18 protein-coding genes are annotated in these 17,407 nt (G+C 64.8%); 8 read left to right on the top strand and 10 right to left on the bottom strand.

What is annotated here, in order from left to right; all coding sequences use genetic code 11:
* Nucleotides 1-103 precede the first annotated feature (103 nt).
* Together nfi and NFH97_RS02845 are read left to right on the top strand one after the other, a co-directional pair.
* Nucleotides 104-784 carry a deoxyribonuclease V gene (nfi, locus tag NFH97_RS02850; protein ID WP_349624401.1) on the top strand — a complete coding sequence of 227 codons (681 nt, stop codon included), beginning with the start codon at nucleotides 104-106 and terminating at the stop codon, nucleotides 782-784.
* 33 nt (nucleotides 785-817) lie between these two features.
* Nucleotides 818-1,378 (top strand): DUF1415 domain-containing protein, encoded by a 561-nt coding sequence (locus NFH97_RS02845; protein WP_222515428.1) that lies wholly within the window; start codon nucleotides 818-820, stop codon nucleotides 1,376-1,378.
* A gap of 40 nt (nucleotides 1,379-1,418) precedes the next feature.
* Here NFH97_RS02845 and NFH97_RS02840 read toward each other — a convergent pair whose 3' ends face one another.
* Nucleotides 1,419-2,294, bottom strand: coding sequence for an aldo/keto reductase (locus tag NFH97_RS02840; RefSeq protein ID WP_253555650.1), 876 nt, complete (start codon nucleotides 2,292-2,294; stop codon nucleotides 1,419-1,421).
* A gap of 249 nt (nucleotides 2,295-2,543) precedes the next feature.
* On the opposite strand from NFH97_RS02840, the gene NFH97_RS02835 reads away from it, so the two are divergent.
* A complete protein-coding gene (locus NFH97_RS02835; RefSeq protein WP_045991908.1) occupies nucleotides 2,544-2,972 on the top strand; it encodes an OsmC family protein in 429 nt (142 codons plus the stop codon).
* Nucleotides 2,973-3,084: 112 nt separating this feature from the next.
* On the opposite strand, the gene NFH97_RS02830 is transcribed toward NFH97_RS02835, so the two are convergent.
* Nucleotides 3,085-3,813, bottom strand: coding sequence for a gamma-glutamyl-gamma-aminobutyrate hydrolase family protein (locus tag NFH97_RS02830; RefSeq protein ID WP_045991909.1), 729 nt, complete (start codon nucleotides 3,811-3,813; stop codon nucleotides 3,085-3,087).
* The gene (locus NFH97_RS02825) at nucleotides 3,806-4,801 is read right to left on the bottom strand and encodes an amidoligase family protein (RefSeq protein WP_108131539.1); all 996 of its coding nucleotides are present in this window, start codon (nucleotides 4,799-4,801) and stop codon (nucleotides 3,806-3,808) included. Before NFH97_RS02825 ends, NFH97_RS02830 begins: the two co-directional genes overlap by 8 nt.
* 105 nt (nucleotides 4,802-4,906) lie before the next feature.
* On the opposite strand from NFH97_RS02825, the gene NFH97_RS02820 reads away from it, so the two are divergent.
* Nucleotides 4,907-7,252, top strand: a complete 2,346-nt coding sequence (locus NFH97_RS02820) for a mechanosensitive ion channel domain-containing protein (protein ID WP_502878687.1) — start codon at nucleotides 4,907-4,909, stop codon at nucleotides 7,250-7,252.
* 259 nt (nucleotides 7,253-7,511) lie between these two features.
* Nucleotides 7,512-7,787, top strand: coding sequence for a glutaredoxin family protein (locus NFH97_RS02815; RefSeq protein ID WP_052704282.1), 276 nt, complete (start codon nucleotides 7,512-7,514; stop codon nucleotides 7,785-7,787).
* A gap of 269 nt (nucleotides 7,788-8,056) precedes the next feature.
* Here the strand turns inward: NFH97_RS02815 and NFH97_RS02810 are convergent, their stop codons facing one another.
* On the bottom strand, nucleotides 8,057-8,452 hold the full coding sequence (locus tag NFH97_RS02810) for a VOC family protein (protein ID WP_349624400.1): 396 nt from the start codon (nucleotides 8,450-8,452) through the stop codon (nucleotides 8,057-8,059).
* Nucleotides 8,453-8,843: 391 nt separating this feature from the next.
* Between NFH97_RS02810 and NFH97_RS02805 the strand changes: the two genes are divergently transcribed.
* Entirely contained in the window at nucleotides 8,844-9,290 is a 447-nt protein-coding gene (locus tag NFH97_RS02805; protein WP_045991913.1) for an Xre family toxin-antitoxin system antitoxin, read from the top strand.
* A complete protein-coding gene (locus NFH97_RS02800; RefSeq protein ID WP_108131542.1) occupies nucleotides 9,290-9,763 on the top strand; it encodes an RES family NAD+ phosphorylase in 474 nt (157 codons plus the stop codon). The genes NFH97_RS02805 and NFH97_RS02800 overlap by 1 nt, the downstream gene beginning before the upstream one ends.
* Nucleotides 9,764-9,873: 110 nt before the next feature.
* Here the strand turns inward: NFH97_RS02800 and cdd are convergent, their stop codons facing one another.
* From cdd to NFH97_RS02770, 6 genes are all read right to left on the bottom strand, one after another.
* Nucleotides 9,874-10,314 (bottom strand): cytidine deaminase, encoded by a 441-nt coding sequence (cdd, locus tag NFH97_RS02795; RefSeq protein ID WP_222515422.1) that lies wholly within the window; start codon nucleotides 10,312-10,314, stop codon nucleotides 9,874-9,876.
* A complete protein-coding gene (gene deoD, locus NFH97_RS02790; RefSeq protein WP_045991916.1) occupies nucleotides 10,311-11,057 on the bottom strand; it encodes a purine-nucleoside phosphorylase in 747 nt (248 codons plus the stop codon). The genes cdd and deoD overlap by 4 nt, the downstream gene beginning before the upstream one ends.
* On the bottom strand, nucleotides 11,058-12,314 hold the full coding sequence (locus tag NFH97_RS02785; RefSeq protein WP_349624399.1) for a phosphopentomutase: 1,257 nt from the start codon (nucleotides 12,312-12,314) through the stop codon (nucleotides 11,058-11,060).
* The gene (deoA, locus tag NFH97_RS02780) at nucleotides 12,311-13,651 is read right to left on the bottom strand and encodes a thymidine phosphorylase (RefSeq protein ID WP_045991918.1); all 1,341 of its coding nucleotides are present in this window, start codon (nucleotides 13,649-13,651) and stop codon (nucleotides 12,311-12,313) included. Before deoA ends, NFH97_RS02785 begins: the two co-directional genes overlap by 4 nt.
* On the bottom strand, nucleotides 13,651-14,439 hold the full coding sequence (gene deoC / locus NFH97_RS02775) for a deoxyribose-phosphate aldolase (protein ID WP_108131547.1): 789 nt from the start codon (nucleotides 14,437-14,439) through the stop codon (nucleotides 13,651-13,653). The genes deoA and deoC overlap by 1 nt, the downstream gene beginning before the upstream one ends.
* A gap of 80 nt (nucleotides 14,440-14,519) precedes the next feature.
* Nucleotides 14,520-15,785, bottom strand: coding sequence for a NupC/NupG family nucleoside CNT transporter (locus tag NFH97_RS02770; protein ID WP_349624398.1), 1,266 nt, complete (start codon nucleotides 15,783-15,785; stop codon nucleotides 14,520-14,522).
* A 392-nt stretch (nucleotides 15,786-16,177) separates the two neighbouring features.
* Between NFH97_RS02770 and NFH97_RS02765 the strand changes: the two genes are divergently transcribed.
* Nucleotides 16,178-16,942 carry a DeoR/GlpR family DNA-binding transcription regulator gene (locus NFH97_RS02765; RefSeq protein WP_108131548.1) on the top strand — a complete coding sequence of 255 codons (765 nt, stop codon included), beginning with the start codon at nucleotides 16,178-16,180 and terminating at the stop codon, nucleotides 16,940-16,942.
* Nucleotides 16,943-17,407: the final 465 nt, after the last annotated feature.

The raw sequence follows: 17,407 nt of genomic DNA, 5'->3' as shown, positions 1-17,407 counted from the left end.
CAGGCCCTGCGGCCGGCAGCTTGTTGATCCCCGTGACTGGCGCGTAGTCTACCGCGAGCGGGTGGTGTCTTCAGCCACCGCAGGTCATCAACAGGGAGGTGACATGACCCAGCACCCCAGGACACGAGAGACTGCGCTGCACGACTGGGACCTGGCACCGAAGGAGGCCATCGCCTTGCAGCGTACCCTGGCAGGACGCCTGATACGCGAGGACGCCCTCGGTGAAGTGGAACACATTGCCGGAGTGGATATCGGCTTCGAAGATGGAGGCGACACCACCCGCGCCGCGGTGGTGGTGCTGTCCTGGCCGGGGCTTGCGCCGATCGAGCAGGTGGTGGCGCGTCAGCCGACGCGCATGCCCTACGTGCCGGGGCTCCTGTCCTTTCGTGAGATACCGGCGGCCCTGGCGGCCTTCGAACGACTCGACAGCCGCGTGGATCTGGTCATGGTGGATGGCCACGGCATCGCCCATCCCCGGCGCCTCGGGGTGGCGGCGCACCTTGGACTGTGGCTGGATCTGCCCACCCTGGGCGTGGCCAAGAAACGCCTGACCGGGCGCCATGGCGAGGTCCCCGATGGGCGTGCGGAAAGTACCGACCTGATGGACGGCGACGAGCGCATCGGGGTCGTGCTACGCTCGCGCGCCGGCGTCAAGCCGGTGTTCGTGTCGCCGGGCCACCGGCTGTCGGTGGATTCGGCCAGGGCCTGGGCGGTGGCCTGCCTCGGCCGCTACAAGTTGCCCGAACCCACAAGGCTGGCCGACAGGCTGGCGTCACGGCGCTGAGCCGGCCTTCACTCAAGCATCCGAGAACTCGCCATGTCCGACACAGAGGTATCACCCGGCGTTGCGGCCACCGCAGCCTGGGTCGAGGAATTCGTGGTTGGCCTCAACGTCTGCCCCTTCGCCGGGCGTGAGGTCACACGCGGATCGATTCGCTATATCGAGGTCGACGGACGCAGGCTCGAGGACGCCCTGGTGGCGCTGATGGAGGCCTGCCACCACCTCGAGACGACACCCGAGGTGGAGACCAGTCTGCTGGTGTTCACCCGAGGGCTTGCCGACTTCGACGACTATCTCGACGCCCTGGCCATGGCCGAGGCATTGCTCGCCGACCGTGGCTACGAGGGCGTCTTCCAGCTGGCGAGCTTCCACCCTGACTATGTCTTCGACGGCGTGGAGGATGATGATCCGGCCAACTTCACCAATCGTTCTCCCTGGCCGGTCTGGCATCTGCTGCGTGAAGAGGGTCTGGAAAGGGCGCTGGCCCACTATCCCGACCCCGAGGCTATCCCCGAGCGTAATATCGAAAGGTTGAGGGAGATCGGCAGCGACAGTCTGGCCGAGCAACTGGCCGAGTTGAAAGCACGCTTTCGCTGAGTCGAAGGCGAACTCCCGTGTCTCGTCGAGCCCGGCCCGGCTAGACGATATCCAGCGGCACCTTGCGCTGGGGCGCCGGATACAGGGCGTCGAGTCGCGCAAGTGTTGCCTCGTCCAGGGTTACCTCCAGCGCCCTGGCGTTGTCGTCGACGTGCTCGGGGGAGGCGGCCTTGGGAATCGCGATGACTTCGTGCTGGCCCTCGACCGGTCGGATGGCCCAGGCCAGCAGCAGTTGCGCCGGGGTCAGGCCGAGGTCCGCGGCGAGCTCACCAAGTTGCGGGTCGGCCAGGGGATCTGCGCCGACGGCGCCGGCCTGGGCCAGCGGACAGTAAGCCATCAGCGGCATCCGTTGCCGGCGTTGCCATGGCCTCAGGGCGACCTCGATTCCCCGCGACGCCAGATGGTAGAGGACCTGGTTGACCGCGCAGTCGCCGCCACCGGGCAGGCGAGCCAGCGTCTGCATATCGTCCACGTCGAAGTTCGACACACCGAAGCGACGAATCTTGCCGGCAGCGACCAGGCGATCGAAGGCCTCCAGCGTTTCGTCCAGCGGGATGCTCCCCGGCCAGTGCAGCAGGTACAGATCCAGGTAATCGGTGCCCAGGCGCTCAAGACTCGCTTCGCAGGCGGCGATGGCGCTGTCGCGACCGGCGTTCCAGGGGTAGACCTTGGAGACCACAAACGCCTGGTCGCGGCGACCCTGGATGGCCTCGCCGACCAGGCGTTCGGCGGCACCGTCGCCGTACATTTCGGCGCTGTCGATCAGCCGCAGACCTCGCTCCAGCCCACGTTGCAGGGCGGCGATTTCCTGTCGCCGGGGCGCACGCCCTTCACCCATGTACCAGGTGCCCTGGCCCAGGGCAGGCAGGGCCTCGGCGGTGCTTCCGGTTTCCAGCAGAACCTTGGCAGTCGTCATGTCGCACACCTTTGCGGAATAGTTTTCCAGAGATGCGATCGACTATCGCAGCCATGACCGTCGGCGCGCAAGACGAGGCTGGACAGACCTCGGTACAAGATGCATGGTGAAGTCATCAGTTGTCCCGCCAGGGATGATTGGCCCCGCAGGTACCGCCCATCGATGGGAGGTGGCGGGGCGAGCGCCTCAGGAAGAGGCGCCACCGTAGTGTGTTTACCAGCCCGTGTATCTCAACTGGAAGGAGTCGTCATGAGTATCACCAACACCGCATCCGCGCAGTGGAAGGGCAGTCTCAAGCAGGGCAAGGGCGTTGTGTCCACCAACAGCGACGCGCTCAGCGATGTTCCCTATGACTTCAAGCAGCGCTTCGAAGGCCAGGCCGGGACCAATCCGGAAGAGCTGATCGGTGCGGCCCACGCCAGCTGCTATTCCATGGCACTGTCGATGATTCTGGGCGAGTCCGACCTTGAAGCCGACAGCATCGACACCAGCGCCGAGGTGACCCTCGATGAGGTCGACGGTGGCTTCGCCGTGACCAAGGTGCATCTGACCACTCGCGCCAGCATCCCCGGCGCCGACGAGTCGGTGTTCCAGGAGGCCGCCGAAAAGGCCAAGGCCGGCTGCCCGATCTCCAAGCTGTTGAACGCCGAGATCAGCCTGGACGCCAAGCTGGCCTGATCCGGCCGGGTCGCGTCAGCGACGTCGTTGCCACGATGTTGTTGCCACATGGAAAAGCCCGCCGATTGGCGGGCTTTTTCGCGCAGCTGCATTGACCCTCGAAGGCTCGTGCTCAGGAGGCGCTTTGCGTGGGACGTTCGGCGCGGGGTTCCGGTGGCACCTGGCGCTCGGCGTGGGGCTTTCTCGCCGCGTCGACCAGAGCGCGGATGAGTCGTTGCTGGGGGCGATTGAAGATCAGGAATTCCGGGTGCCACTGAACCCCCAGCAGGAAGTCGTGCTCACGGGACTCGATCCCCTGAACCAGGCCGTCCCGGTCACGTGCCACGATATCGACACCGCGACCGGTGTGTTCCACCGCCTGGTGATGAAGGCTGTTGATGCGACACCAGCTGACCCGCAGCAGCTGATGTAGTCGGCTACCCTCGACGATGTCCACGGTCTTGCGTGGCAGCACGGTGCGCCGGCGCTTGAGCCCTTCGTGGGTGGTGTAGATGTCGCTGTCCAGGGTGCCACCCAGGTGGACGTTGATCAGTTGCGAGCCGCGGCAGATACCGAGTACCGGTGTATTGCGCGGGATCTCGCGGGCCAGCAGCTCGAGTTCCAGTTCGTCACGTTCTGGATCGACGCGCACGTCGAGCTGCATCTCGCCGCCGTACAGATGCGCCTGGATGTCATCACCTCCGCCGACGATCAGGCCATCGAGCCGGTCCGGTCGTGGCCGCGACGGCGATAGCCTGAGCGGTTTGCCTCCATGGCGCCACACCGCGAACCAGTCGAAGCACCAGGCCAGCAGGCTCTTGTGGTCGGAGGTGGAAATACCGATCACCGGGCGTTCAGCCATCCTTGGAGTCTCCCTTGAGCTTGTGCTTTATCTTTTGCCACAGCGAGCTGTCGAGGTGACGGGCTCGATACTCCGCCATACGCTCATGCAAGGTCTCGGGCGCGCAGGCCAGGCGTTCTACCTCGAGCCAGCGGTTCCATTCGGTCACCGCGCCCCAGTCGGCTTCGGAAAGCTGAGCGTTGGGCAGACGGTAGTGAAAGGTGGGTCGCGGCTGGACAAGTTCCTTGCGAAACAGCTCGTGGGGATGGTCGGGCCTCAGGTGGGCGAACAACGGCAGCATGTCCAGATCGCGGTTGCGAGTGTCGTTGTCGGCCAGATAGTCATCGATCAACTGGTCGATATCGGGAGCATAGTCCTCGTCGAACAGCTTGAGGCAGTAGCGTTTGTGGAAGGGATTGGCGTGGGGCAGCACCTCCCGGGTGATATCGACCCGGATCTGTTCGCGCAGCCAGTCGGCGGACAGCAGGTAGGCGCGCAGATAGCGCAGGATGTCCTCGGCCTCGAGACTCGGGAGCTCCGGATTCAGATGCAGACCGAAACCGTACATCAGGCTGGCCTCGGTGCCCTTGGCGCCGTGCTCGCGCAGTCCGTCGAACAGCGCGTCGAGCTTGTCGAGCTCATCCCAGGGGACCGGGGGGCAGACGATCTCCGTCGGGACCAGTCCGGTGACCATGTCACCAAGCAGCTCGCGAGAGCGACGGTCGAGGTCGCGGCGCATGCGATCCCAGTCGTCGCCGGGTGTCTTGGCCGCGTCCTCGGGTGATTCGGGGTGGACGTACTGAGAGTCCAGTTCGATCTTGAAGTCGCCCCACTGGGTGTCGCTGACCTTCATCCGGTGGGCGCTCTGGACCTCGATACGACCGTCGAACAGGGACTGGACCATCTCTGCGGTGGCCATGGGGTCCAGGCCGGCGAACTCGATTTCCACTCCCACCTTGCGGATGTCTCCGTCGGCGGTGGTGGGCTCGGGTGGCGCTTGAGCTTTCATGGCGGCATCCTGATAAGGCATTAGTGGGACGTTACTTCGCAGACTACCATAGGCGGTCACTTTTCATCGGCGGCGGCGCCGAGTCCTCACCGGCAGGGAGCACGAATGTTGCTGCATAGAAGTAAAATAGTTCACATATTTCAATGGTTTGTGCTTCTCTTTCTCATTGGGGCATGTATTTTGCCCGTTCAGGCGTCGGCCCAGGGCCTGGCGCTGGAGGCCCTGGCCGGGGGCGGTGAACAGGCCCCACAGGAAGCCTCCTCCGAAGAGCTGCAGCGATCTCTGGATACCCTGATCCAGACGCTGGAAAGCGACCAGAGCCGTCAGGAGTTGCTCGATAGCCTCAGGTCACTGCGCGACGCGGGCCAGGCCGCAGCGGAAACCGGCACCAGTTCCCAGGGACTGCTGGGGGCGCTTGCCGACACCTTCACCGAGCTTGGCGAGCAGGCCGAAGGGGCCGGGTCGCCCATGGCCCAGTGGCGCGCCAAGCTGGCGGAGGGCTGGCGCGATATCAATGGCCTGATCGCCGACACCAGCCATAGCGAGCTGGCCCAGTTCGCCGTGGAGTTCAGCATCCTGCTGACGATCTGGGGTGGCATGGTGATCATCCTGGTGGCGCTGGGGCGTCTGATCGGGTCCCGCCGGGGCTGGCCGATGGACCTGCCGAGAGAGCCCAAGGCTTGGCTGCTGGCGGCTCACTTTCTGCGCCGCATGCTGCCCTGGGCGCTGGCCTTTCTGGCGGTGCTGGGGGTGTCACAGCTGGTGCCCGGCAGCGCCGGGCGCACCGTCGTATCGGTGATCGCCTACGCCGCGCTGTGCGGGCGCATCCTGTCGGTGGTGGTCGAGATCGTCATCTCGGTGTTCACCCGCGGGCATCGCTATACCGCGGTCAAGCTGCTGCAGCAGCGGGCTCTGCGTCCGCTGTTCGTCATCGGCGCACTGATCGCCCTCGGCGACGCCTTCAAGACCGAACGTCTGGTGGACCTGCTGGGGGTTGACCTGTCCTCGCTAGCCTCGGTGCTGGCCAATATCCTGGCCGCGGTGCTGACCTTCCGCTTCATCGTTCGCTTCAAGCGGCCGATCAAGCATCTGATTCGCAACCGCACCTACACCATCCGCAGCGATTGCTCGAGCCCCACCGAGGTCACCCGGGTGATCGGTCGGCTGTGGCATATTCCCGCGCTGCTGCTGGTAGGAGCCTCGCTGGTGGCTATCTTCGTCACCGGAGGCGATGTCGGTACCGCACTGGCCCGTTCGATCATCAACGCCGCCCTGCTGGTGCTGACGCTGGTGGTCACCGCGCTGCTGCGCCGCCAGAACGAACGTCATGACCACAGCCGGGGTCGCCACCGCCACCACAGCGAGTATCGCCGCAGGCTCGAACGTTTCGCCTATACCCTGGGGCATGTGCTTGCCTGGCTGGTGTTCGCCGAGCTGTCGCTGCAGGTGTGGGGTGGCTCGCTGGTGGGCATCGGCCGCGAAGGGGTGGCCAGCGTGCGCATCGGCCAGGCGATCCTGGCGATCGCCTTTACCGTATTGCTGGCCTGGCTGGTGTGGATCTTCGCCGATACCGCCATCCAGCGGGCGCTGACCTCCTCGGCGCGCTCGCGCGGGCGCCGGGTCAACCAGGCACGGGCCCAGACCATCACCCCGATGATTCGCAACGTGATCTTCGCAGCCATCGTGATCATCGCCTCCATCGTCGGCCTGGCCAATCTGGGGGTCAACGTGACGCCGCTGCTGGCCGGTGCCGGGGTGATCGGTCTGGCCATCGGCTTCGGCGCCCAGACCCTGGTGCAGGACCTGATCACCGGCATCTTCATCCTGATCGAGGACTCCCTGGCGGTGGACGACTTCGTCGAGATCAACGGCCACATGGGCACGGTGGAAGGGTTGACGCTCAGGACCGTACGCCTGCGTGACCTGGACGGCATCGTGCATATCCTGACCTTCTCGCGTATCGACTCCATCCATAACATGTCGCGGCAGTTCGGCGTGGCGCTGATGAAGATCCGCATTCCCTTCGACATGAAGATCGACGACGCCACCACCCTGATGCAGGAGACCGCCCGGGATCTGCGCCAGGATCCGATCATGCGCCACCACATCTGGTCACCGCTGGAAATGCAGGGTATCGATCGTTTCGAGGATGGCTGCGCGATCCTGCGGATGCGCTTTCGCACCTCGCCGGAAATGCAGTGGGACGTGGCCCGTGCCTTCAACATGCTGCTCAAGCAGCGCATGGAGGAGATGGGCGTCGAACTGGGCGCGCCGCGCCTCAGCGTCAGCATGGAAGGCCGTGGCGGCGGGCGTCTCGATGGCACCACCAGCGAAGGCGAGGCCGACCACCAGGGGCGCGATGCCAGCGGGCGCGCCCGAGGCCAGGCCGGGGTGGCAGACCCCCACCATCAAACCAGTGCTACCGGCGCCTCGCCCGATCCGGGAACCTGATGGCGTTGTGCTGTACCCCGCATGCAATGCACTGAGGTGAGAAAAGTCGGGAAAGGCTGTCAGGAACTCGCGAGTGGCGACACCAAGCTAGCAAGTCGGGCGGCGGCAAGGTCTGGTACCAAGGCTCAGCGCCAAGGTTGAACCTCCGGAACGCGCCGTCGCCTGCACCAACTGTTTCGGGTGTCGTCGACTCTTGAAGGGAGTGACGTCACCGACCATATCGTCAACGAGCGGTATCACCCACGAGGGAGTCGTCACCATGACCGTTGCCAAGGATCTCGCGCTTTACCATTTCGCCCACTGCCCGTTCTGCGCCTTTGTGCGCCGTGAACTCGACAAGCTCGGCGTCGAGGTGGATATCCGCGACGCGGGCGCCAACCCGGCGCACCGCAAGGCGCTGAAGGAAGGCGGCGGCAAGATTCAGGTGCCGTGTCTGCTGATCACCAATGAAGACGGCAGCGAGACCTGGATGTACGAATCCATGGACATCGTCGCCTACCTGAAAAAGCGCTTCAGCAAGGGAAAGGTAGCCTGAAGCAAAGCGTCTGACGTCGTGGGACTCATGAACCCAAAGCGGCCTGAAGCAAGGGTGGCCTGAAGCCAGCGATCCCTGAAATCAGCGCGGCCACCACTTGGGACAAACGAGCCTTCGAATCGCGTGGCGTCACCGCCAGTCTCGCCACGCGAAAGACGCTACAGCACGTCTGATGGAACCGATCTCAGGCAAGTCCAGCAAACCTTGTGGGCCACCAGTGGTGGCCTTTTTTGCGTCTGGCGCGCGGTGGCAGTCGCAATACCGTCGGCTCAGTTTTCCTTTGTCATATCGTCGGGGGGCGAGTCATCGGCGGGTGACACCAGGTGGATGATATTGCAGGGGCTGGTGATCCAGAACGAGTTGAATGCTTCCGGCAGGCGCTCGATCTCGTCGCAGCGCTGACAGCCACGCTGTTCGAGGTAGCTCGAGGCGGCCTGGATGTCGCTGGCAACGATCTGAAGCCAGATCTCCGCCTGGCTCAAGTGCGGCTCGCGATCTAGCCACAGTATCTTGTCGCCGAAGGCAAAGCGCGGCGTCTCCCGGACACCGGGTGGCGTCAATTCCTCGAGCTTCAGGATCTCGCGGTAGAAGGCAACGGTCGCCTCGTACTCGTGGGCCGGAATCTTCATGGCGATATTGTCGCCGGGAGAGAAGTCTGTGGTCATGGACCGTTACCTTGTTGTTTGAATTGAGGCGGGTACTTGGACGCAGGAGCTTGCGCCGTGATGGCCGCCACCCCGAGGACGTGCACAAGGTGATGCAGCGCGGGTGCCCCTCGTCCTGCCTCGCGGCCAAAGCGAATGTCACGTCTCGAGCGAGTGTGGTGAGCCGGGCGGGGTCGCGCTGAACAGTATTGAGCATAGGCCGAATTGGCTCGGGCCGGTGCTGTCCGCTGGCGGTGACGCGTTCCGCTGGCGGTGGCGAGTCGGCGAGGGTGCACCCTTGCTGGGCTTAGGTCATATTGATGTTGGTAAAACTTCGATCTGAGGTATGCTGAAGCGTACAGGCAGTAACGTTGCTGGCGCCGTGCCAGCGAGTGAGCGCCGGGAGACCGTGATGGAGCTTCTCGAAAAGGACCGTGCAGCGGGTGGCGGAGTGATGGCGCAGATCGACCTGCCCCGCGAGGTGTACACCGATTCAGCCGCTTTTATCAGAACCGTCAGGCAAGGGCTGCCGGGAAGCGTGCTCAAACAGGCGATCGATGCACTGTCGGCCGACCGCGATCTCTTTGTACGACTGCTGGAGACGGACTCCGGCAATCTGCATCGCTTCTACAAGCGCAAGGCGCTGGGGCGTGCGCAAAGCGAAGAAGTGCTCGACACGCTGAAGTTGTTTGTCGAGGTAGGTGAGGTGTTCGCTGACGAAGCGGTCGGTCATCAATGGCTACACGCCGAGGTACCCGCACTCGCCGGCTCGCGTCCGATCGAACTCCTGGATACCTTTGCTGGCCGTGAACTGGTACGACAGGTGCTGCGCAAGATCAGTCACGGCGACTTCAGTTGATGAGGCTGTACCGTATCGCTCCTGAGCGTTTTCTGGCCAACCTGTCCGGGCGCGGTGCCAGCTATCACGATGGAGCGCGCTGGAATGACCCCGGCCATCCGGTGCTGTATTTCGGTACCAGCGCCTCCGTCGCCATGCTGGAAATGGGTAACTATATTCCAGACCCGCGATTGGTCCCGAAGGATTTTCGCCTGGGCATCTATGACGTACAAAGCAGCGCCGTCGAGAAGGTCGGAGTCGATGAATTGCCTGATGGCTGGGACCTGTTTCCCCCTCCTGAACACACGCGGCGACTCGGTACCGCGTTCCTGTCGGCGGCCCGCAACTTGATACTGCTGGTGCCAAGTACCGCTGCTGCAGGTATTGATCAGGTGGCGGTGGTGAATCCGCTGCACCCGGACATGGACAAAGTCTCGCTCATCGACATCCGGGCACGGATCTACAATCCGAGATTGTTTCAGGGCATCCAGTAGCGCTCCGGTTGCCGAGTCAGTTCGTTTGGCGCTCAGGCAGATCTGCCAGGCAAATCGAGCCGATTCGGCAGCGCCAGAGCGGACAACTCCGAGGAAGTGAATTCGCTCGCCTAGCTGACGAAAGCGGAGTCCTTGCCCAGGTTTTCTGGCCCGAAGGAGTCCGGCAGCAACTCGTCCATGGTGTAGCGCTTGAGCAGTTGGCCGTCCGCGTCCACCACCCGGATCAGGGTGTCGGGGGAGGAGAACTCGCGCAGGCGCTGACGGCAGTCACCGCAGGGCGTGCACAGGTGCTCGCCGGGACCGATGACGTAGACCTCCTTCAGCCGGGTCTCGCCGCTGGTGACCATGGCGGCGATGGCCGAGGCCTCGGCGCACAGCCCCTTGTAGTGGGCGACCTCGACGTTGGCGCCGACATAGCGGGCTCCCGAGTCACTGATCAGCAGGGCGCCCACCGGGTGGCTGGAGTAGGGCACGTAGGCGCGGCCGCGTACCTCGATCAGCGCCTTGACGATATCGGCGTCGACGGTCTCTGGCGTCCTTGGATCGCTCATCGGGTGGTCTCCTGGCGGCTGGTTTGCTGGCGGTCGTCCTCGAGCACGGCCTCGAGGGCGATGGTCATCATCTCGTCGAAGCTGGTGGCGCGCTCGTCGCTGGAGAGACTGTCGCCGTTGACGATATGGTCCGATACGGTGCAGATGGTCAGGGCGCGGGCGCCGAATTCGGCGGCGACGCCGTAGAGCCCGGCGGCCTCCATCTCGACGCCGACGATGTCGAACTTGCGCAGGCAGTCGATCAGCGCCGGGTCCGGGTGATAGAACAGGTCGGCGGAGAAGATGTTGCCGACCTTGACCGGAGTGCCCTGGGCGCCGGCGGCGTCCACGGCGGCACGGGTCAGGTCGAAATCGGCGATGGCGGCGAAGTCGAGGCCGCGAAAGCGCGAGCGGTTGACGCCCGAGTCGGTGCTGCCGCCGAGGCCGATGATCAGGTCACGTACCTTGACGTCGTCGCGCACGGCGCCGCAGGAACCCACGCGGATCAGCCGTCTGGCGCCGAATTCGGTGATCAGTTCCTTGGCGTAGATCGATACCGAGGGGATGCCCATGCCGTGGCCCATGACAGAGATCTCGCGTCCCTTGTAGCGGCCGGTGTAGCCGTACATGTTGCGCACCTCGTTGACCAGTCGCGCATCCTCGAGAAAGGTCTCGGCGATGTATCTGGCGCGCAGGGGATCGCCGGGCATCAGCACGGTGTCGGCGAAATCACCACGTTCGGCCTTGATGTGGGGGGTAGCCATCTAAGCTCCTCGTCTATCCAATGCTCGTTTGCGCTCGATAAAGCTTTCACCGTCGGCCATGGGGGCAAGACCGAAATAGCTCGCCAGGCTCTGGCCGATGTCGGCGAAGCTCTGCCGACGCCCCAGCGATCCGGCCGTAAGCCCGGCGCCACTGGCCAGTACCGGGATGAACTCGCGGGTGTGGTCGCTGCCTTGCCAGGTGGGGTCGCAGCCGTGGTCGGCGGTGATCACCAGCAGATCGTCGTCGGTCAGCCGTTCGAGCAGCGCCGGCAGCTGTTGGTCGAAGGCTTCCAGCGCCGCCGCATAGCCGGACACGTCGCGGCGATGGCCGTAGACCATGTCGAAGTCGACGAAGTTGGTCATGATCAGGCGCTGGGTGTCGCTCGCCACCGGTTCATCCATGGCCGCCAGGGTCGTTTCCATCAAAGCGTCATGGCCCGACGCCTTGATCAGACGACTGATGCCGCAGTGGGCATAGATGTCGGCGATCTTGCCGATCGCCACGACCTCGCCGCCGGCGTCGTGAAGCTTCGACAGCACCGTGGGCGAGGGCGGCTCGACGCTATAGTCGCGACGATTGCCGGTGCGCTGGAAGCTCGCGGCGTCGTCACCGACGAAGGGGCGCGCGATCACCCGACCGATATTGTAGGGCTCGAGCAGCCGCCGGGCGGTCTCGCACAATGACAGCAGGCGCTCAAGGCCGAAGCTGTCCTCATGGGCGGCGATCTGGAAGACGCTGTCGGCGGAGGTGTAGACGATGGGCTTGCCGCTGGCGCAGTGTTCTTCACCCAGACGGGCGATGATCTCGGTGCCTGAGGCGTGGCAGTTGCCCAGCACACCGGGTAGCGCCGCCTCCTCGATCAATGCCCTGAGCAGTAGCGGCGGAAAGCTCTGCTCCCTGTCCTCGAAGTACCCCCAGTCGAAGCGCACCGGGACCCCGGCGATTTCCCAGTGCCCGGACGGGGTGTCCTTGCCCGAGGACACCTCCATGGCGTGGGCGTAGGCGCCGTCGATCTCGCCTAGCTGGATGCCTGCGGCGCTGGCGCCGGTGGCCTCGCGGTGGGCGTGATAGAGCCCCAGGCGGGCCAGGTTGGGAAGTTGCAGCGGGCCGCGGCGGCCACGGTCGTCGGCCTGCCCGCGGGCACAGGCCTCGGCGATATGGCCCAGGGTATCGGCGCCGGCGTCGCCGAAGCGCTCGGCGTCGGGGGCAGCACCGATGCCGAAGGAATCCATCACCAGCACGATCGCGCGGCTCATGGTGTCTCTCCCGTTATCGAAGGATCGCACAAGGTCTCGTGCACCAGTGGCGGGGGCGTGCCCTCGTCGCCGAGGGTGAAGGCCTCACGTACTCGTGCCGCGAGTCTGTCGGCGTCCGCCTGGCTGGCGGCGTGAATGCGCGCCAGCGGGGTGTGACGGTCGACCGTCTGGCCGATGGCGGCGATGGCGTCCAGGCCGACACGATGGTCGATGGCGTCGCCGGCACGGCGGCGCCCGCCGCCCAGCTCGACCACCGCCATGCCCAGCGCCTTGACGTCCTGACGTGCCACCCGTCCCGGATGCTCGGCCAGGACGTCCTGGATCACCGGGGCCGGGGCGGGCAGGGCGCCTGCGTTTTCCAGCAGGTCGGTCGGTCCGCCAAGACCTGCCACCATGCGCTCGAAGCGCTCGGCCACGTCGCCGCTGGCCAGGCGTGCCTCGAGCTGGCGTTCGGCGTCCTCTTTGGACGTCGCCAGTCGGCCGGCCAGCAGCGCTTCCACCGCCAGGCGGCGGGTCAGCGTCAACAGCCGCGAATCGCGCCGCTCACCGCGCATGATCGCCAGGCACTCGCGTACCTCGATGGCGTTGCCGGCGCTTTCGGCCAGGGTCTGGTTCATGTCGCTGAGCACCGCCGTGGTCGGGGTGCCGGCACGTCGGGCGACGTCGGCGATGGTGGCTGCCAGGGTTCGGGTCTCGTCGTCGTTCGCCATGAAGGCGCCGTTGCCGATCTTGACGTCCATGACCAGGGCATCGAGGTTTTCGGCGAGCTTCTTGCCGAGGATCGAGGCAACGATCAGCGGCAACGAGGCAACGGTGGCGGTGACGTCGCGCACCGCGTAGAGGCGCTTGTCCGCCGGCGCCAGATCGCCGCTCTGGCCGACGATGGCCACACCGACGTCCTTGAGCAGGCGCTCGAAGGTGGTGCGCCGAGGAGTGACGTCATAGCCGGCGATGGCCTCGAGCTTGTCCAGGGTGCCGCCGGTGTGGCCCAGACCACGACCGGAGATCATCGGCACGTGGGCTCCGCAGGCGGCGAGCCAGGGGCCGAGGATCAGCGATACCGGGTCGCCCACGCCGCCGGTGGAATGCTTGTCGAGGATAGGCCCCGGCAGGTCCAGCTGTCGGTAGTCCAGCACGCTGCCGGAGTCCCGGGTCGCCTCGGTCAGCGCCACCGTCTCATCCAGCGTCATGCCGTTGAGATAGGTGGCCATGGCGAAGGCGCCGATCTGTTCCTGACCGGCGCTGTCATCGGCGATGGCCATCACGAATTGGCGGATGGCCTCGCTGGACAGCGCCTGACCGTCACGCTTGGCGGCAAGAATATCCTGCAACAGCATCAGTAGCCTCCGGACTGGCCCCCGCCGTCGACACCGACACCGGCGGTCATCAGCAGGTTGTCGAGCAGGCCCGAGGCGCCGAAACGGAAGGTCTCGGGACGGGCCCAGTTGGCACCCATGATCTCGGCGGCAAGCTCCAGATAGACGGCGGCGTCCTCGACGCTGCGAACGCCCCCGGCGGCCTTGAAGCCGACCGGGCGGTCCGCGTCGCGGATGACTTCCAGCATCACTCGGGCGGCCTCGGGCGTCGCGTTGACGGCGACCTTGCCGGTGGACGTCTTGAGGAAGTCGGCACCACCGGCGATGGCCTGCTCGCTGGCCCGACGGATCAGCTCGGCGTCCTTCAACTCGCCGGTTTCCAGGATCACCTTGAGGGTGCGGCCGCTGGCGGCGGCCTTGCACATCTCGACCAGTTCCTGGCCGATCTGATCATCGCCATTCATGAAGGCGCGGTAGGGGAAGACCACGTCCACTTCGTCGGCACCGGAAGCCACCGCTTCGCGGGTAGCGCGGGCGGCTGCCATGACATCGTCTTCGCCGTGGGGGAAGTTGGTCACGGTGGCGATCTTGACCTGGCCGCTGAGGTTGTGGGCGGTGAGGGCGCGCCGCGCCGGCACCACGAACTGCGGATAGATGCACACCGCAGCAGTGTGGCCCAGCGGCGTCTTGGCCCGCTGGCACAGGGCCTCGACGACATGGTCGGTATCGTCATCGTTGAGGCTGGTCAGATCCATCAAGGACAGTGCCTGGCGAGCGATCACGGAGGGGTTGGTCGACTGGGGGGACATGGGAGGCTCCTGAAGTGGGACAGGCCGCCGCCTCGGGCGGCCGAAGATGTGAGGGCGGGCGCTGGATCCGCGACGTGGGATCAGGCGCCCAGGGTCATGAAGAAGCCGGCGATGCAGGCCGACATCAGGTTGGACAGGGTGCCGGCCAGTACCGCCTTGAGGCCATAGCGGGCGATGTCGTGACGACGGCTCGGGGCAATGCTGCCGAGCCCGCCGAGCAGGATGGCGATGGAGGACAGGTTGGCGAAGCCGCATAGCGCGAAGGACAGCACCGCGGCGGTGTGGTCGCTCATCACCTCGCCGGTGGCGGCCACGAGCTGCTCGCCGTCGATATAGGGGGCCAGGTTGATGAAGGCGACGAACTCGTTGACTACCAGCTTCTGGCCGATGAAGGACCCGGCCAGGGTCGCCTCTTCCCAGGGAACGCCGAGCAGGAAGGCCAGCGGCGAGAACACCCAGCCCAGGATCAGCTCGAGGCTGAGATCCTCGAATCCGACCCAACCACCGACGCCACCGAGGATACCGTTGAGCAGGGCGATCAAGCCGATGAAGGCCAGCAGCATGGCGCCCACGTTGGCCGCCAGTTTGAGGCCGGACGAGGCGCCACCGGCGGCAGCGTCAAGCACGTTGGCCGGCTTGTCCTCGTCCTCGATGACCTCGGAGACGCGGTCGGCCTTGTCCGCCTCGGGATCGGTCTCCGGCATGATCAGCTTGGCGAACAGCAGGCCGCCGGGGGCCGCCATGAAGGAGGCGGCCACCAGGTATTCCATGGGGATGCCGAGTGCGGCGTAGCCGGCAAGCACCGAGCCCGCCACCGAGGCAAGGCCACCGCACATCACCGCAAATAGCTGGGAGGCGGTCATGCGGGCGATAAAGGGCCGCACGACCAGCGGCGCCTCGGTCTGGCCGACAAAGATATTGGCGGTGGCGGACAGCGACTCGGTGCGTGAGGTGCCGAGCAGCTTCTGCAGCGCGCCGCCGAGCAGCCGCACGACCCATTGCATGATGCCCAGGTAGTAGAGCACCGCCGTCAGCGACGAGAAGAAGATGATGACCGGCAGCACCTTGACCGCGAACACGAAGCCGACGCTGTCGGCGTTGGCCAGGCCGCCGAACAGGAAATCGATGCCGTCGTTGGCGTACAGCACCACCTGGCTGACGGCGTCCGATACGGTCTTGAGGACCTTCTGGCCAAAGGGCACGTAAAGGACGAAGGCCCCGAGACCAGCCTGGATCAGGAAGGCGCCCCCCACGGTTCTCAGGCGAATGGCACGGCGGTTGTAGGAGAACGCGACGGCGATGGCGATCAGGGTGGCCATGCCGACCAGGCTCATCAGGAGTGTCATAGGTTCCTTCGCCTCATCAAAATATGAACGTTGAAGAATAGATCATCGCACTTCGGGCCTGGTCTGGCGTCCCGCATCGCGTTGATAGCGGGCAATTGCCTCGAACGGGGCGGAAATCTCTTATGCCGAATGGGGTATCAGAACAGGAATTATAGAGGTGATGGGGCATGGCGGCGGCTCGTGTCGAGTGATTGTTGTCGAGCGGAATTGGCCGGCACGGGCTGGGCCCATCCGTCAATGAGTGTATAGTAACACCTGATGTGAGAAAAATAACATTTGTGCAGTGGCGTTTTCTTACCTGCCCGGGCACTGGCTGAACCCGGTAGTTCAGGGCATGCTTATTGAAAAACGACGGCAGCAAGCCATGACCGTCGAGGCGCGGGGGAGAATCCATGAATCAGCGCAGTATTCAGCGACAGGAGCGCCTTTTGCAGGCGCTCGCCGGAGGCGGCAGCCTGAGGCTGGCGGACGCCGCCATCCTCTGCGGTGTGTCAGAGATGACCCTGAGGCGCGACGTGTCCACCAAGGACAGCCCTCTGATGCTGATGGGCGGGCATCTGGTTCGCCGCGACGACCCCCACTTCACGCCAGTCTACGACCTGGAAACTCAACAGGATCGCGGCGCCGATATCAAGGCGCGTCTGTGTCGCCGCGCCAGTGGCTACGTGGAAGACGGCGATACCCTGTTTATCGATTGCGGCACCACCCTGGTGCCGATGATCGCAGAACTTGCCAGCCGACGAGACCTGACGGTGGTGACCTACGCCCTGAACGTGGCCAATGCGGTCAGCCATTTCGATGGCATCCGACTGATCCTGCTGGGCGGCGTCTATCAGGGCGTCTCCCAGTCCTTCGACGGCGAAGATATTGCCCGCCAGGTCCGGGGACTCGGCATCAATCGCGCCTTTCTCTCCGCCGCCGGGGTGCATGCCGCACGGGGCCTGAGCTGCTTTCACTTTCATGAAGTGGCGCCCAAGCAGGCCGCCATCGAAACCGCCGCCCAGCGGATCCTGGTATTCGACGACAGCAAGTGGGGCGTGCTGCGCCCCGCCTTCTTTGGCGCCCTGATCGACGCCGATGTCATCATCACCCACGGCGAGGGTGCCGCAGGCCTGTCACGCACGCCGGAAGTGGCGTCTCGGCTGGTTCATCCCTGATTCCCCGGTTTCGGTTTCTTGCCCAGCGTGGATCCTTGTCTTTCGGATTCTTGGCTTGTGGATCCTTGTCTTGTGACTTCTTGTCTTGCGGATCATTGGCCTTTCAGTCTCTGACGGCCTTTCTCGATAGTGGTCCCCTGGGCGCACGGTTGCGCCTCTCGTTGTGGTCTGTCCCTTCTGCTCGAGCCTTCCCTTGGCCTCCTTGCTGATCTGGCCCTCGTCGCCGATTCGCTCTTTCATGACCAGGCCCTTGGTGAGCCGGTCCTTCTTTATCTGATCCTTCCTTATCTGATCCTTCCTTATCTGATCCTTTCCTATCTGCACCTTCCTTATCGCCCTCTTCACGGTCTGGCCTTCTCGACATCGTCATCGTTTTCGTCCTGGCGTTGGGGCGATGGCGTCGGGGGATATAACGTCAGGCGATAGCGTCATGCGATAGCGCGGCGCGGCTTATCGTTCTTTTCC

Source organism: Halomonas sp. SCS19 (genome assembly GCF_040147015.1).
GTDB lineage: Bacteria > Pseudomonadota > Gammaproteobacteria > Pseudomonadales > Halomonadaceae > Halomonas > Halomonas litopenaei.
The sequence above is the reverse complement of the archived record's forward strand: the minus strand, read 5'-3'. Positions and strand labels throughout refer to the sequence as shown.